We start from the raw sequence: 14,798 nt of genomic DNA, 5'->3' as shown, positions 1-14,798 counted from the left end.
TGAATGGTTGGGAAACAAACAACGCGACTGCCATGAGTCCTGCACTAACAAGCCAATAATTGAAGTCGCTGCGTTTTCTGTTTTCCAAGCGGCTCATGCGTATAATATCTAAGTGTTTACTCAAGCTTTCTTTTAGCGGCAGGTTCTATTAGTGTCATTTGTCAATCTCATTCCCCTTTCAGCACTCTCCCTCGCCAGTAATCAGGATGGCGGCGCAGATGCATCACGGCAATGATCTGAATAAGCCGATCTTTGACACGATAAATCACGCCATACGGAAAGCGGTAAACAAGGTAGCGTCTGATGCTGCGGTCTTCGTAGAGAAAAGGCCAAGCCGAAGGAGATTCCCGTACTTTCTCAATGGCCCGATCAACGTCGATGATGAATTCTGTCCCGAGATTTACTGCTCGCTCTTCGTACCATAAGCGGAAGTACTCCAGTTCAGCATAACCCTCGTGATGGACTTCAACGCTGTACATTAGCGTTTCGGTAAAGTCTGTCCCGAACCTCTTCCCACGGAATGCTTCTCGCAACACCCGAGTCGAGATCGTGAATTCGCCTCTCAATCTCGATCTGCCAGGCTCGATCTACGTTCTCATCCACTGGCGCATCGAGACTGGCGATCAAAGCCTCCGCTATCCGCGCCCGTTCGGTATCTGTTTGCCTGAGCGCATTGCTCAGTATCCTGTCCGCCTCGGTTTTAATCATCATTCGACTCCTTCACTTTGCTCATTTCATCAGAAATCTGATTCATTTTAAAAATGTAAACAACGTTCGCACTTCGTCAAAAACCCAGCCCCGCCCTCTCCCCCTCTTTTTGCAGGTTCGCAAAACAACGCTATCTTTCCCCGTGCTTCTCCCGCAAACCGGGCGACGCCATAAGCCATTACAAGACAATGCCTTGCCGCTCTCCCTCCGCTCAACGAGGGGCTAACCGAGATTTCCAGCACCATGCGCGAACTGCTGCTCATCAATATTTCCGGGCCGGACAAGCCGGGCCTGACCTCCAAGATCACCGAAGTGCTTGCTCGCTACGACGTGCCGGTACTCGACATCGGCCAGTCGGTCATTCACAACCACCTCTCGCTCGGAATGCTCATCGAAGTGCCGAAAGAGTCAGTCTCCGCGCCGATCCTGAAAGACCTGCTCTTCACGGCGCACACGCTCAAGCTCGAAATCGATTTTTCGCCCATCACGACGCGCGACTACCACAAATGGGTCGGCGAACAGGGCAAGCCGCGCTACCTGCTCTCGCTGCTCGGCAGGAAAATTACATCGGAGCATCTCGAACGGGTCACCACGCTGGTCGCCAGCCACGGCTTCAACATCGACACCATCAGCCGCCTCTCGGGCCGCCTGCCGCTCAAAGAGGAGCGCGATTCGGGCAACACGAAGGCTTGCATCGAGTTTTCGCTGCGGGGCGCGCCCGCAAACGAAGAGCAGTTCAGGGCCGAAATGCTGGCAATCACCAACAGCCTCGGCATCGACATCGCTTTCCAGGAGGACAACATCTTCCGGCGGACGCGGCGGCTCGTGGTGTTCGACATGGACTCGACCTTGATTACGTCAGAGGTGATCGACGAACTGGCCAAAGAGGCCGGATCGGGCGAGCTGGTCTCGGCAATCACCGAGCAGGCGATGCGCGGCGAACTCGATTTCACCGAAAGTCTGAAAAACGCGTCGGCACGCTGGCGGGTCTTGAGGAATCGACGTTGCAGAAGGTGGCCGAGCGCCTGCAACTGACCGAAGGCGCGGAGCACCTCTTCCACAACCTGCACCGACTCGGCTTCAAAACCGCCATCCTCTCCGGCGGCTTCACCTACTTCGGGCGCTATTTGCAGAAAAAGCTCAACATCGACTACGTCTTCGCCAACGAGCTGGAGATCGTGGACGGCAAAATGACCGGCAACGTCATCGGCCAGGTGGTGGACGGCAAGCGCAAAGCGGCGCTGCTCGAACAGATCGCCGCCACGGAGCACATCCGCCTCGAACAGACCGTGGCGGTCGGCGACGGCGCCAACGACCTCCCCATGCTCGGCAAAGCGGGCCTCGGCATCGCCTTCCGCGCCAAGCCCATCGTGCGCGAAACCGCGCGGCAGTCGATCTCGACGCTGGGTCTCGACGCGATTCTTTATTTAATGGGGTTCAGGGATCGGGATTCGCTGGAGGTGTAGAGAATCCATCGTTCCCGGCGTGCCGAAATCCCGAGGCCTGCCGTCAGTACCCCCTCATGTTCCCGAAGAACAGTTCTTTTATGATATATTGTTCATGAAAGCAGCTTATCGGCTCTCTATCCTCAATCTATAACAGAGTTTTGCTCCCATGAACAAACCGCTGGTTGTGGATCTTGACGGAACCCTGTTACGTTCGGACATGCTCATCGAGTCCGTGCTCGCCTATTCGAAAAAGGGCATCAGACCCGTGTTTCACATCCCGTTCTGGCTGCTGGAAGGAAAAGCGATCCTGAAAACCCGGCTTGCCGAAAGGGTTGACCTGTCGGTTGAGGCGCTACCCTATAACACAGAGGTTATCGATTTCATCAAACAGGCAAAGCGGGAACAGCGCCAGATCGTCCTTGCCACCGCCACGCACAGGACTTTTGCCGAGAAGATCGCCGAACATTTAGGATTGTTCGATCTTGTCATTGCCACTGAAAACGGCATCAATTTGTCGTCGCGGTCAAAAAGAGACTGCCTGATCGATCAGTTCGGGGAAAAGGGATTTGACTACATTGGAAATTCCCATGACGATGTGGTCGTCTGGAATGCGGCTGACAAGACCTACCTTGCCGATCCTGAACCCGGAGTCAAAAAAAAGATGGACCTGCAAGGGAGTGTTGCCCGTGTCTTCCAAACAAGGCAAAACGCCCTGCAAACCTTTTTCCGAGCCTTGCGCCCACACCAGTGGCTGAAAAATCTTCTGCTCTTCATTCCGCTCATCGCTTCGCATCAGCTCAGCAATATCACCCTTATCGCCGATGCGTTGCTGGCGTTCGTCCTTTTTTCCATGACCGCATCGAGCGGCTACCTGATCAATGACCTGCTCGATCTGGAATGTGACCGGCACCATCCCAGAAAACGCAACCGGCCGCTCGCCTCGGGCGAACTGCCAATTCTGACCGGACTGATTGCAGCTCCGCTGCTTTTCCTGGTTTCATTATCCGCGTCGCTGATGCTGTTATCCACGGCATTCACGATTTCACTCGTCACCTACTATCTGCTGTCTGTTTTCTATTCCCAGTACCTGAAAAAGATCCCTCTGGTTGACACCATCATGCTGGCAGGCCTCTATACCGTGCGGATTCTTGCCGGCGCATTCGCCTGTTCTATTGTACCGACATTCTGGATACTCGCATTCTCCGTCTTCTTTTTCCTTAGCCTTGCCATGCTCAAACGTTATGCTGAATTACTGGACCTGCAGGCAAAAGGTGATACGGCAAAAATCAGCGGTCGTGGCTACTACCCGAGTGATATTCAAATCATCGCCAGTCTCGGCACGGCCTCAGGATACCTGTCAATACTGGTGCTTGCGCTGTACATCCAGGATGCAAGAACCATTGCGATGTACAAAACTCATGAGCTGATCTGGCTTGCCTGCCCTATCCTGCTTTTCTGGATCAGCCGTATGTGGATGCTCACTCACCGTGGCCAGATGCACGATGACCCTGTCCTGTTTGCCATCAAAGATCGCACAAGCCTGGTAACCGCCGCCCTTTTCGCGTTTGTATTTTTCCTGGCCATTCTTGTTTAAGATATTTTGATGCGCAATGAAAATCTCTGCGTTATACACTCTTTTTGCAATATTGGCGACCGCCGCGAATATAGAGGTTCAGGATATAGCTATCCGATACTATTCCGGCCCGTATGCCATAGCCATTTCAGTTGGTCTCGGCACTATTGCAGGTCTATTGCTCAAATACATGCTTGACAAGCGCTATATCTTTCTGTTTAAAGCTGAAAACCCGATTCATGACACCCAGACATTCCTGCTTTATAGCATGATGGGAGGGGTTACCACACTGATCTTCTGGAGCTTTGAGTTTGGGTTCAACCATCTTTACCATACGAGAGAATCAAGATATCTTGGTGCTGTTATCGGCCTGGCAATCGGATACGTATCAAAATACCAGCTCGACAAGCGATTTGTTTTTAAACAGGAGATCGCTGCATGAAAATGTCCGGATGGGGAAAATACCCTGAAATTGAAGCACAGGCACTGACACCTTCTACCGAAAAAGCACTACAAGACCTCATCGGAACCGAGAGTTATGATTGCGTTACTCCGAGAGGGCTTGGCCGGAGCTATGGCGACAGCTCACTTGGCAAGCGGATGGTAAAAACGCTCCGTCTGAACCATATGCTCTCTTTTGAGCCGCAGTCGGGTCTGCTTCATTGCCAGTCAGGCGTCAGCCTTGCCGAGATTCTGGAAGTTTTCGTACCGCGTGGCTGGTTTTTACCGGTAACACCCGGCACAAAACAGGTGACTGTCGGCGGGGCTATCGCCAGTGACATCCACGGAAAAAATCACCACATCGACGGCTGTTTCTGTGATCACGTTGATTTTCTTGATCTCCTGACCGGCTCAGGGGAGATTATCCGCTGCTCTCCTCATGAGCAGGTGCAACTCTTCCATGCGACCTGTGGCGGTATGGGACTTACCGGAATCATCCTTTCAGCAGCGATTCGCCTCACACCGATAAAAAGCGCTTACATCGACCAGGTCACCTTCAAATCAGCCAACCTCAGAGAAAGCTTTGAACTCTTTGAAAAACAGGCTGAACAGCCCTATTCCGTAGCCTGGATCGATTGCATCTCCAGCGGCGAAAAGCTTGGCCGATCACTGCTCATGACCGGCAAGCACGCAGAACATGGAGCACTTGCCGCTCATCATAATCCTGGGCTTTCGGTGCCTCTCGATCTGCCGTCGTTCATCCTGAACCCATACTCCATAAAAGCATTCAATACACTGTACTATCACAAAGTAAGGCAACGGGAAACGCATGCAACGGTTCATTACGATCCGTTTTTCTATCCGCTTGACGGAATTGGTCACTGGAACCGGATGTATGGCAAAAACGGCTTTACCCAATATCAGTTCGTTATTCCGAAAGAGGCCGGCCTACAAGCCATGGACTTGATTCTTCGTACCATTGTCAACTCGAAAAAAGGTTCATTTCTTGCCGTGCTCAAAGCATTCGGCAAAGAGAACCGTAACCTGCTGAGCTTTCCGATGGAAGGTTATACCCTCGCTCTCGACTTTAAAATCGAACCGAATCTGTTTCCGCTTCTTGACCGGCTTGATGCCATGGTACTCGATCATGGGGGCAGGCTCTATCTGACAAAAGACGCAAGGATGAACACTGAAACCTTCAGAAAATGCTACCCGAAATGGGAAGAGTTTCAGAATATCAGGCAGCAATATGGTGCCCGACATACATTCCTCTCAATGCAATCACAACGCCTGGGACTTGACTGATGCAGAATATCCTTATCATCGGCGCAACATCCGCTATCGCTGAAGCGACGGCGCAACAATTTGCAGCAAACGGCCATCGGTTTTATCTGCTCGCCCGCAATGAAGAGCGCCTGAAGACCATCGCTTCAGATCTGCTTGTCAGAGGCGCATCTGCTGTTGAAACCGCCCTGTTTGATGCGAACGACACAGCGAACCACCGGACTGTACTCGAAAAAGCAAAGGCTACGATAGGTTCTTTCGACACAGTTCTTATTGCCCACGGCACTCTTGGCAATCAAAAAAAGTGTGAAACCGACCCTGAGCTGGCGCTGAAAGAACTTCAGACCAATGCACTGAGCACGATATCGTTACTTACCTACATAGCAAACATCATGGAACAACAGCACCATGGCACAATCGCCGTGATCAGTTCTGTTGCGGGTGATCGGGGACGGCCATCCAACTATGTCTATGGAACAGCGAAGGCCGCCGTCACGACCTTCTGCGAGGGACTTCGTGCCCGCCTTCACAAAAGCGGTGTTCACGTGCTGACCATTAAGCCCGGCATGGTCGAAACACCTATGACAGAAGGCATTTCCGCACCGGACATTCTTTTAGCAAAGCCAGATCAGATCGCCAGCGATATTATCAATGCAATTGAAAAGAAAAGGACGTTCTTTATACCCCGTGGTTCTGGAAATATATCATGACGGCCATCATTCATATCCCGAATACCATATTCAAAAAGTCTTCGTTATAATCCTCAAGACCATATTCCAGAACATATCAGAAAATTGCCGAGAATCTGGTTGCAACTCCTGTCAAACCAGTGTCTTCCCGCTGACTACTCAACATACTCCACGAAACACTCGAACTCGTGCGGATCGGGCAGCGTGATCGCGCCGGAAGGGCAGACGGGCTCGCAGCGAGTGCAGAGGACGAGGCAGTTGTAGGGGTTGGCCACCTGCATTTTCGGGCGTTTCACCACTGCTGCGTCCGGCTCAGGAACGCCGGGCGCAAACACGCCGGGGCGACAGAACTCAGCACAGGCTTCACAGCCATTGCAAAGATCCTCATCGATGGTGGGATACCATGCAATCTCCTCCCTCGGCACAAGCAGTCTTTTCTTCATCCCCACACTCCCATTATCAATTAATCAAGATACTCCACGTACTTCTCGAAATCTTCCTTTTTGGCAGAACGATTGCGCCGGAGGTGCAGATGGGTACGCAGCGGTCGCAGAGAACGAGGCAGTTCATGGGGTGAGCAACGATGAGTTTCGGGCGGTGGATGCCAGTCGGATCGGGCTCACCAAGCTCGAAGACGCCGGGCTTGCAAAGCACCTTGCAGTCACCGCAGCCATTGCAAAGCTCTGGCTTGATGATCGGATACCACGGAATCTCTTCGCGCGGCACGAGCAGGCGCTTTTTGCGTTTCGCCGATGCCTTGTTCCCTGCCGGCGACTTTCCGGCAAGCGTCGTCTCAACCGCTTTTTTCCACGACTCGTCCGGATCAACGCACGACTCCTCGTTTTTATTCATCGAGCGCGACTTGAGCGCACGCCGCAAATTGCGGATGGGCACCAAGCGACAGCCATCGCATGAGGGCTTTTCACATCGTCCGAAAAACAATCAAGAATCAACATAACTCATTCATTTTCAAACCGTTCATCACTGTAACGCGGCCTTGACCGACGCGACGAAAGCCTCGATGGCCTTGTCGATTCCCAGAGGCTCCTTGCCTCCCGCAGTCGCCAGTTCGGGCTTTCCGCCGCCGCCGCCCTTGACGCACGCCGCAGCTTCGCGCACCAGCTTGCCCGCATCGAGTTTCAGCGATCTGACCGCTTCGTCCGACGCGAACGTGACCAGCGACACCTTGCCATCCGCAACGCTGCACAGCAGGCCGACCGCGCAGGGCACGCGCTCGCGAAGCGCCACTGCGGCCTGGCGAAGCTCGTCACCGCCGACGCCGTCGAGCCTCTCGGTCATGACTCGGCATCCGGCGATCTCCTCGCCTCCCGCCAGCGACGCGGCCAAACGGTCGAGCAATCCGGCGAGGCGGCTCTCCTGAAGCTGCTTGTCGAGCGACTTTTTCTCTTCGAGCAACTCCTTGATTTTCGGGCCAGCCTCTTCGTCCGCCTTGAGCTTCAGCAAATGCTTGATCTCCTGAAGGTTGCGGTACTCCTGCCAGAGCAGCGCTTCGGCTGACGCGCCCGTGACCGCCTCGATGCGGCGGATACCGGCGGCGACTGACGATTCGCTGACGATCTTGACCATGCCGATCTGGCCGATGTTGCCGACGTGGGTGCCGCCGCAGAGCTCGATGGAGATGCCCGGCACATCGACCACGCGCACGCGGTCGGCATACTTGTCGCCAAAGAAGGCGAGCGCACCGAGAGCGAGCGCCTCTTCGTAGGGCACGTCGGCGTGCTTGGTGACGGCTACCGCCTTGCGGATCTCAGTGTTGACCTCGTGCTCGACCTGCTCCAGTTCGTCAGCGCTGACCTTCGAGAAGTGGCTGAAGTCAAAGCGCAGGCGCTCGGGCGTAACCAGCGATCCTTTCTGCTGTACGTGCTCGCCGAGCACCCTGCGCAGGGCGGCGTGAAGCAGGTGCGTCGCGGTGTGGTTGCGCTCGGTGGCGACGCGGCGGTCGCGGTCAACGGCGGCCTCGACGGAAACCACGCCATCGAAGCTCACGTCGGCGGGTGTTATGGCGCAATCGCGCACCTTGTCATGCGCCGAGGTGACGACATGGACGATCTGCTCGCCATCCTTGCGCGTGTCGGTGACATCAAGACGGTATCCGGCGGTTTCGAGCGTACCGTGGTCGCCCACCTGGCCGCCGCTTTCGGCGTAGAAAGGTGTGCGGTCGAGCACCACGAGCAACCTGTCGCCGCTGCCTCTTGCCGCCGCGAGCCTCGCCTCAATTTCGAGCGTCTCGTACCCGACAAACACGGTCGGCTGCACCTCCGCGAAACGCTGCCACTCACCGCCGTCGTCCGGCACCTGCATCTTGTCCTTCCGATCCATGCGGGCGCGGGTCTTCTGCTCCGTCATGCAGTGCTCGAAGCCCTCCTCGTCGATGCCGAGGCCCACTTCGGCGGCCATCAGGCGCGTCAGGTCGAGCGGAAAGCCGAAGGTGTCGTAGAGCTTGAAGGCGTCCGCGCCAGAGATGGTGGCGCTTCCGGCAGTTTTCATCCCGGTGACTACCGCGTTGAAAATTTCAGTGCCGCGCCCGAGGGTGACCAAGAAGCTCTCCTCTTCGGCGCGGATGATCTTTTCGACCGTCGCCTGCTGCTTTTCGAGTTCGGGAAAAACGTCACCCATTGTGCGCACCAGCACCTCGACCATTTTATACATGATCGGCTCGTGGCAGCCGAGCGTGCCCGCGTAGCGCACCGCGCGGCGCAGAATGCGGCGCAGCACGTAGCCACGTCCCTCGTTGCCGGGCATCGCGCCATCGGAGAGCGCGAAGGTGAGGGTGCGGCAGTGATCGGCGATCACGCGCATGGCGATGTCGGTCGGGCTGTCGAGAGAAGCGGTGTACACCGCGCCGGTCAGCTCAGTGATGCGCTCGAAGAGCGGCGCGAATACGTCACTATCGTAATTCGAGGATTTGCCCTGCAACACGGCAGCCACGCGTTCGAAGCCCATGCCGGTATCGACATGCTTCTGCGGCAGCGGTTGAAGAGTGCCGTCGGCCTGACGGTCGTACTGGATGAAAACGAGGTTCCAGAGTTCGATAACGCGGTGATCACCGACGTTGACGAGCGGTCCGCCCGAACCGTCGGGCGTGAGGTCGATGTGGATTTCCGAGCAGGGGCCGCACGGGCCGGTCTCACCCATCTCCCAAAAGTTGTCCTTGTTGCCAAACTTCAGGATGTGCGACGGATCGATGTCGGTCTCTGTTTTCCAGAGTTCGAGGCTCTCGTCGTCGTCCTGATAGACCGTTGCGTAGAGGCGCTCTTTCGGCAACTTCCAGACCTCCGTCATCAGCTCCCACGCCCAGCCAATCGCCTCCTTTTTATAGTAGTCACCGAATGACCAGTTGCCGAGCATCTCGAAAAAGGTGTGGTGATAGGTGTCGCGGCCGACATCTTCGAGATCGTTGTGCTTGCCCGAAGCGCGGATGCACTTCTGCGTATCGGCGGCGCGGACGTACTCCCTCTGGCCCTTGCCGAGAAAAACATCCTTGAACTGGTTCATGCCGGCATTGGTAAACAACAGGGTCGGGTCTTCCGCCGGAATGACCGGCGCGGAACGCACGATGCGATGCTCCTTGCTAGCAAAAAAATCGAGGAACGACTGCCGTATCTCTCGTGAATTCATAGGTATCTGTAGCTTGCGGGCATCGGGGAAATCAGTGACGGAAATCCGGCGACACCCTTGTGGGTTGAGCTGCGGTGCACGCCAAAGAGCTGACTGCAGCGTTTTTCGGCTCGAAATTTACGGTTTTTCAGCCCCGATGCCAACGGATTTTATGAGGAGCTGCTCCGACCGGAAACCCCGAGAATATTGGCCACGACAACTGGTCTTATTGAATAAAGAAGCTATATTGGTTGGTTAATCGAAGACGAGCAGAGCTGGTGAACTTCGTGGTGGGTTTTATAAGTCCTATAGGGCCTGTAGGACTTATAAAACCTATTCTTCTCTTCAACCCTAAAGCGCAAGAGGCATTATGAGCTGGGGAATCGAAAATCCGAAAAAGAGGAAAGACATCCTCGACCTGATGGATATTGGCGTCAGAAAAACCATGGCCAATCTAAATTATGTCAACGAGGTACCCAAAAGCACCAATGGTTGCTGGATGGACCAGATTTACGGCCTGATGCGCTGCGACATCTGCGACCTGAGCAATCAGTGCCCCGTCAGGGAGGAGGAGGAGTGGCAGGCCTGGCTGAAAGAAAACAACATGGTGGTCGAGAAGAAAAAAGCAGAATAACCCTCGCATACTCTTGCATCGACAGCCGTCGTGCCGTATATTTTTATTTAGGCTAAAAATTGCCTTGGGTTAAGTATTGTCTGCCCGAACCCGCCGTTAAGAGAATTTCTCCATACAACCACGACATCATCTCTTTGCAGTGACCAGGTCATGTGCGGGAGTTTTTTTGTCGTCCAGAACTTTTTTTCTGAAAAAAGGAAGAGGGGCTACCCATGAGTGACACCGCAATCTTAAACAAAAATGACATGGTAATATCAAAAACCAGCGTGTCAGTGCTTTTTGCCGGCGACTCCGGTGACGGCATGCAGCTTACCGGCACCCAGTTCGCCAACACGGTGGCCGTTTACGGCTCGGATCTGAACACCTTTCCGAACTTTCCGTCGGAAATCAGACCGCCGGCCGGTACCGTCGCAGGCGTCTCAGGATTCCAGTTGCAGTTCGGAACAACCGGCGTCTATACTCCAGGCGCAAAGTTCGACGTCATGATCGCCATGAACGCTGCCGCGCTGAAGGCGAACCTGAAGAACCTGCACCATGGCGGCATCATCATTGCTGACAGTGACGGCTTCGACGCAAAGAACCTGAACCTTTCCGGTTACGGCGAAGCGAACAATCCGCTTGAAGACGGCACGCTGAATGATTATACCGTCTTCAAAATCCCGGTGGTCAGCCTCACCCGCAAGGCTCTTGCCGATACCGGCCTGAGCGTCAAAATCATCGACCGTTGCAAAAATATGTTCGTGCTCGGCGTTCTGTACTGGCTCTACAGCCTGCCGCTCGAAACCACGATTGAGACCCTCAAATCGAAGTTCAAAAACAAGCAAGACATTGCAGACGCCAACATCAAGGCCGTTAAGGCGGGTTACAATTTTGGTGACGAAACCGAAATGTTCTCGCAACATGGCCGCTTCTGCGTTGCACCGGCACAGAAAAAGCCGGGCGTCTATCGCCGCGTGACCGGCAACGAAGCTTCGGCTATCGGTCTTGCCGCTGCCGCCAAAAAGGCTGGACTGGAACTTTTTCTCGGCTCCTATCCGATCACCCCGGCTTCCGAAATTCTCCAGACCCTTGCCGGACTGAAGAAGTGGGGCGTCAAAACCTTCCAGGCTGAAGACGAAATTGCCGGCATCCTGACCAGCATCGGCGCGGCCTATGGCGGCGCGCTTGCCGCCACCAGCACCTCCGGCCCTGGCCTTGCGCTCAAAACCGAAGGCATGGGCCTTGCGGTCATTCTCGAAATTCCTCTGGTCATCATCAACGTCATGCGCGGCGGCCCGTCAACCGGTTTGCCGACCAAGCCGGAACAGTCGGACTTGCTCATGGCCATGTACGGACGCCACGGCGAAGCTCCGATACCGGTCATCGCGGCCATGTCGCCGGTTGACTGCTTCTATGCAGCCTACGAAGCCGCGAAGATCGCCGTCGAGTACATGACCCCCGTCCTTTGCCTCACCGACGGCTACCTCGCACTCAGCTCCGAGCCGATGCTGGTGCCGTCACCGGACGAGCTCGCATCGATCACTCCCGTCTTCTCACCGGAACGGAAAGCCGACGATCCCGCATATCTGCCGTACAAACGTGACGAGCGCGGCGTCAGGCCATGGGGTATCCCCGGCACACCCGGCCTTGAACACCGCATCGGCGGTCTCGAAAAGCAGAATGAAACCGGCCACGTTTCGCACGATCCGGAAAACCATGCACTCATGACCAGATTGCGTGCTGAAAAGGTTGCAAAGGTCGCCGATATTATTCCCGATCTCACCATCGACAACGGCCCGGAAAAAGGCGATCTGCTCATCCTCGGCTGGGGTTCGACCTACGGAGCCATCAAGAAAGCCGTCGAGCAGGCTCGCGAATGCGGCCTCGACGTCGCCCACGCGCATCTCCGCTATATCAACCCGTTCCCGAAAAATCTCGGCACGATGCTCGGAAACTTCAAGAAAGTGCTGATTCCCGAAAACAACTGCGGGCAGCTGCTCAGCCTCATCAGAGACAAGTTCCTCATCGAACCGGTCGGCTTCAGCAAGGTTCAGGGCCTGCCGTTCAACGAGATGGAAATCGAAGAAAAAATCACCGATATCTTAAAGGAGCTCTGAATCATGACCGATACACATACCTGTCTGACCGCCAAGGATTTCACGTCGAACCAGGAACCGAAATGGTGCCCCGGCTGTGGTGACTTCATGGTTCTCCAGCAACTCAAGAACGCGATGGCCGAACTGTGCCTGAAAACCGAAGAGGTTGTCGTGGTCTCGGGCATCGGCTGCTCGTCAAGGCTGCCGTACTATATCAACACCTACGGTGTGCATGGCATCCACGGGCGCGCCATGGCAATGGCTTCCGGTCTGAAGGCTGCCCGCCCTGATCTCAGCGTCTGGGTCGGCACTGGCGATGGCGACGCCCTCTCCATCGGCGGCAACCATTACATCCACACGGTCAGAAGGAACCTCGACATCAACGTCGTGCTGTTCAACAACGAGATTTACGGCCTGACCAAGGGACAGTACTCGCCGACCTCGAAAGTGGGTTTGAAAACCGTCACCTCTCCGACCGGCGTGGTGGACTATCCGATCAACACCATCGCCCTGACTCTCGGTGCGGGCGGCACCTTCGTGGCCCGCGTCATGGATCGCGACGGCAAGCTGATGAAGGAAATTTTCAAGCGCGCCCACGCCCACAAAGGCACCTCGATCGTCGAGATTTATCAGAACTGCCCGATCTTCAACGACGGCGCTTTTGGTCCGTTCAGCGACAAGGAGCGGAAGGACGACACAACCCTCTACCTCGAACAAGGTCAGCCGCTGGTCTTCGGTGCGAACGGCTCGAAGGGCATTCGCCTCGACGGCTTCAAGCCGACAGTGATTGACCTCGAAAAATCGGGCATTTCGAAAGATGATCTCTGGATTCACAACGAAAACGACCTCATCAAGGCCAACATCCTGTCGCGCTTCTTCGACGACCCGAACAGCACTGAGGAGTTCCTGCCGAGGCCGTTCGGCATCTTCTATGTGGAAGACCGCTTCACCTACGAACAGGCGCTCGACGCCCAGATCGGCAAGGCGCAGGAAAAAGGCGAAGGCACGCTCGAAGAGCTGCTCGCCGGCAACAGCACCTGGACGATCAACTGATCGTACTGCGACATACCAGCAGAAAACCCCGGTTCATCGCCGGGGTTTTTTGGGGCCAAAACTTCGATGAACGATGTGGACTTGGTAAACGGCGTGAACAGGACGAAAAAACGATGACGTAAAAAAAGCAGACCTGACAAGTAGAGACTGCTTTTTGGGTTTCGCTTTGAAAGACTGTCAGCTCTCTTCCCACACTCCCATTGAGGAGAACTTTGCGATTCGTTCGTCCACCAGCGTACGAGCATCTTTTGTGAGCAAACCCTGCAACTCCTCGATCAGAATCGATTTGAGCGCCGCTGCCATTGCTTCGGGATTGTGATGCGCTCCACCGAGCGGTTCGGTCACGATCCGGTCGATAATGCCTTGGGCCAACAGATCGTCCGCCGTGAGCTTGAGCGCTTCGGCCGCCTGCTCCTTGTAGTTCCAGCTCCGCCAGAGAATCGAGGAGCAGCTTTCGGGCGAGATGACCGAGTACCAGGCATTTTCAGCCATGAGAATGCGGTCGCCAACACCAATGCCGATAGCGCCTCCGCTGGCACCTTCACCAATAATAACGCAGATGACCGGCACTTTCAGAGCAGCCATTTCATAAAGGTTGCGAGCAATGGCCTCGGCCTGTCCGCGCTCCTCAGCCTCGATGCCGGGAAAGGCCCCCGGAGTATCGATCAGCGTAATGACCGGTTTACGGAATTTTTCCGCGAGCTTCATGAGGCGGAGCGCTTTGCGATAACCCTCAGGCTGAGCCATGCCAAAATTCCGGTAGAGATTCGACCGGGTATCGCGCCCCTTCTGGTGACCAATCACCATGACGCTCTGCGAAAAACCGGCAGATTCGTCCTCAAGCCGGGCAAAACCGCCGATGATCGCCTTGTCATCGCCAAAGTTACGATCACCTGACAGCTCGACGAAATCCTTCATCATCATATAGATGTAATCAAGCGTATAGGGACGTTCCGGATGCCGGGCCAGCTGCACCCTCTGCCAGCGGGTCAGATTCTTGTAGATCGTTTTGCGAAGCGATTCGACCTTTGCTTCAAGCGATTCGATCTCGCGCTTCAGGCCTGCGCGGCCTTCCGACATTGAATCGACCTCGCCGCTTTTCAGATAAACCCTCATTTCATTGAGCTTCTCTTCAAGCTCATAAAGGGGTTTTTCAAAATCGAGAACTACTTTCGCCGCCATAGTATGCTTGCTCCTTAAAAAAAAGTCCATCACTGCTCATGCGAATGATGGACCTTGAAAAATCGTTCGATGGGCTTGTAAGCTCCGGTAATG

12 protein-coding genes and 3 pseudogenes are annotated in these 14,798 nt (G+C 55.1%); 9 read left to right on the top strand and 6 right to left on the bottom strand.

Annotated elements, in window-relative coordinates; all coding sequences use genetic code 11:
• Positions 1-167: 167 nt before the first annotated feature.
• Both NY406_RS00530 and NY406_RS00525 read right to left on the bottom strand, forming a co-directional pair.
• On the bottom strand, positions 168-479 hold the full coding sequence (locus NY406_RS00530; protein ID WP_260534612.1) for a type II toxin-antitoxin system RelE/ParE family toxin: 312 nt from the start codon (positions 477-479) through the stop codon (positions 168-170).
• Complete coding sequence (locus NY406_RS00525) at positions 466-711, bottom strand: addiction module protein (RefSeq protein WP_260534610.1); 246 nt, start codon at positions 709-711, stop codon at positions 466-468. Before NY406_RS00525 ends, NY406_RS00530 begins: the two co-directional genes overlap by 14 nt.
• A gap of 240 nt (positions 712-951) precedes the next feature.
• Between NY406_RS00525 and NY406_RS11245 the strand changes: the two are divergent.
• From NY406_RS11245 to NY406_RS00500, 6 genes and pseudogenes are all read left to right on the top strand, one after another.
• Positions 952-1,437: pseudogene (locus NY406_RS11245) on the top strand (ACT domain-containing protein); the annotation flags it as partial.
• A complete protein-coding gene (gene serB, locus NY406_RS11240) occupies positions 1,398-2,174 on the top strand; it encodes a phosphoserine phosphatase SerB (protein WP_411267082.1) in 777 nt (258 codons plus the stop codon). The pseudogene NY406_RS11245 and the gene serB, both read left to right, overlap by 40 nt.
• A gap of 148 nt (positions 2,175-2,322) precedes the next feature.
• Complete coding sequence (locus tag NY406_RS00515) at positions 2,323-3,750, top strand: UbiA family prenyltransferase (protein ID WP_260534608.1); 1,428 nt, start codon at positions 2,323-2,325, stop codon at positions 3,748-3,750.
• Positions 3,751-3,766: 16 nt separating this feature from the next.
• Entirely contained in the window at positions 3,767-4,171 is a 405-nt protein-coding gene (locus NY406_RS00510; RefSeq protein WP_260534606.1) for a GtrA family protein, read from the top strand.
• Complete coding sequence (locus NY406_RS00505; protein WP_260534604.1) at positions 4,168-5,475, top strand: FAD-dependent oxidoreductase; 1,308 nt, start codon at positions 4,168-4,170, stop codon at positions 5,473-5,475. Before NY406_RS00510 ends, NY406_RS00505 begins: the two co-directional genes overlap by 4 nt.
• Positions 5,475-6,214 (top strand): annotated as a pseudogene (locus NY406_RS00500) (SDR family oxidoreductase). Before NY406_RS00505 ends, NY406_RS00500 begins: the two are co-directional and overlap by 1 nt.
• 84 nt (positions 6,215-6,298) lie before the next feature.
• On the opposite strand, the gene NY406_RS00495 reads toward NY406_RS00500, so the two are convergent.
• From NY406_RS00495 to alaS, 3 genes and pseudogenes are all read right to left on the bottom strand, one after another.
• On the bottom strand, positions 6,299-6,586 hold the full coding sequence (locus NY406_RS00495) for a ferredoxin family protein (RefSeq protein ID WP_260534602.1): 288 nt from the start codon (positions 6,584-6,586) through the stop codon (positions 6,299-6,301).
• A gap of 20 nt (positions 6,587-6,606) precedes the next feature.
• Positions 6,607-7,099 (bottom strand): annotated as a pseudogene (locus NY406_RS00490) (ferredoxin family protein).
• Positions 7,100-7,124: 25 nt separating this feature from the next.
• Positions 7,125-9,782 (bottom strand): alanine--tRNA ligase, encoded by a 2,658-nt coding sequence (gene alaS, locus NY406_RS00485; RefSeq protein WP_260534601.1) that lies wholly within the window; start codon positions 9,780-9,782, stop codon positions 7,125-7,127.
• A 349-nt stretch (positions 9,783-10,131) separates the two neighbouring features.
• Between alaS and NY406_RS00480 the strand changes: the two genes are divergently transcribed.
• The 3 genes from NY406_RS00480 (at position 10,132) to NY406_RS00470 (ending at position 13,523) form a co-directional block, all read left to right on the top strand.
• Positions 10,132-10,395 (top strand): hypothetical protein, encoded by a 264-nt coding sequence (locus NY406_RS00480; RefSeq protein WP_260534600.1) that lies wholly within the window; start codon positions 10,132-10,134, stop codon positions 10,393-10,395.
• A 212-nt stretch (positions 10,396-10,607) separates the two neighbouring features.
• Positions 10,608-12,491, top strand: a complete 1,884-nt coding sequence (locus NY406_RS00475) for a 2-oxoacid:acceptor oxidoreductase subunit alpha (RefSeq protein ID WP_260534598.1) — start codon at positions 10,608-10,610, stop codon at positions 12,489-12,491.
• A 3-nt stretch (positions 12,492-12,494) separates the two neighbouring features.
• A complete protein-coding gene (locus tag NY406_RS00470) occupies positions 12,495-13,523 on the top strand; it encodes a 2-oxoacid:ferredoxin oxidoreductase subunit beta (RefSeq protein WP_260534597.1) in 1,029 nt (342 codons plus the stop codon).
• 177 nt (positions 13,524-13,700) lie between these two features.
• Here NY406_RS00470 and NY406_RS00465 read toward each other — a convergent pair whose 3' ends face one another.
• Positions 13,701-14,705 (bottom strand): acetyl-CoA carboxylase carboxyltransferase subunit alpha, encoded by a 1,005-nt coding sequence (locus NY406_RS00465; RefSeq protein WP_260534595.1) that lies wholly within the window; start codon positions 14,703-14,705, stop codon positions 13,701-13,703.
• Positions 14,706-14,798 lie beyond the last annotated feature (93 nt).

The organism is Chlorobaculum sp. MV4-Y, from assembly GCF_025244685.1.
Classification (GTDB): Bacteria; Bacteroidota; Chlorobiia; order Chlorobiales; family Chlorobiaceae; genus Chlorobaculum.
The sequence above is the reverse complement of the archived record's forward strand: the minus strand, read 5'-3'. Positions and strand labels throughout refer to the sequence as shown.

Coding starts and splice junctions, on each gene's coding strand:
- NY406_RS00530 (WP_260534612.1), bottom strand. CDS start 479: ATGTACAGCGTTGAAGTCCATCACGAGGGTTATGCTGAACTGGAGTAC.
- NY406_RS00525 (WP_260534610.1), bottom strand. CDS start 711: ATGATGATTAAAACCGAGGCGGACAGGATACTGAGCAATGCGCTCAGG.
- NY406_RS00515 (WP_260534608.1), top strand. CDS start 2,323: ATGAACAAACCGCTGGTTGTGGATCTTGACGGAACCCTGTTACGTTCG.
- NY406_RS00510 (WP_260534606.1), top strand. CDS start 3,767: ATGAAAATCTCTGCGTTATACACTCTTTTTGCAATATTGGCGACCGCC.
- NY406_RS00505 (WP_260534604.1), top strand. CDS start 4,168: ATGAAAATGTCCGGATGGGGAAAATACCCTGAAATTGAAGCACAGGCA.
- NY406_RS00495 (WP_260534602.1), bottom strand. CDS start 6,586: ATGAAGAAAAGACTGCTTGTGCCGAGGGAGGAGATTGCATGGTATCCC.
- alaS (WP_260534601.1), bottom strand. CDS start 9,782: ATGAATTCACGAGAGATACGGCAGTCGTTCCTCGATTTTTTTGCTAGC.
- NY406_RS00480 (WP_260534600.1), top strand. CDS start 10,132: ATGAGCTGGGGAATCGAAAATCCGAAAAAGAGGAAAGACATCCTCGAC.
- NY406_RS00475 (WP_260534598.1), top strand. CDS start 10,608: ATGAGTGACACCGCAATCTTAAACAAAAATGACATGGTAATATCAAAA.
- NY406_RS00470 (WP_260534597.1), top strand. CDS start 12,495: ATGACCGATACACATACCTGTCTGACCGCCAAGGATTTCACGTCGAAC.
- NY406_RS00465 (WP_260534595.1), bottom strand. CDS start 14,705: ATGGCGGCGAAAGTAGTTCTCGATTTTGAAAAACCCCTTTATGAGCTT.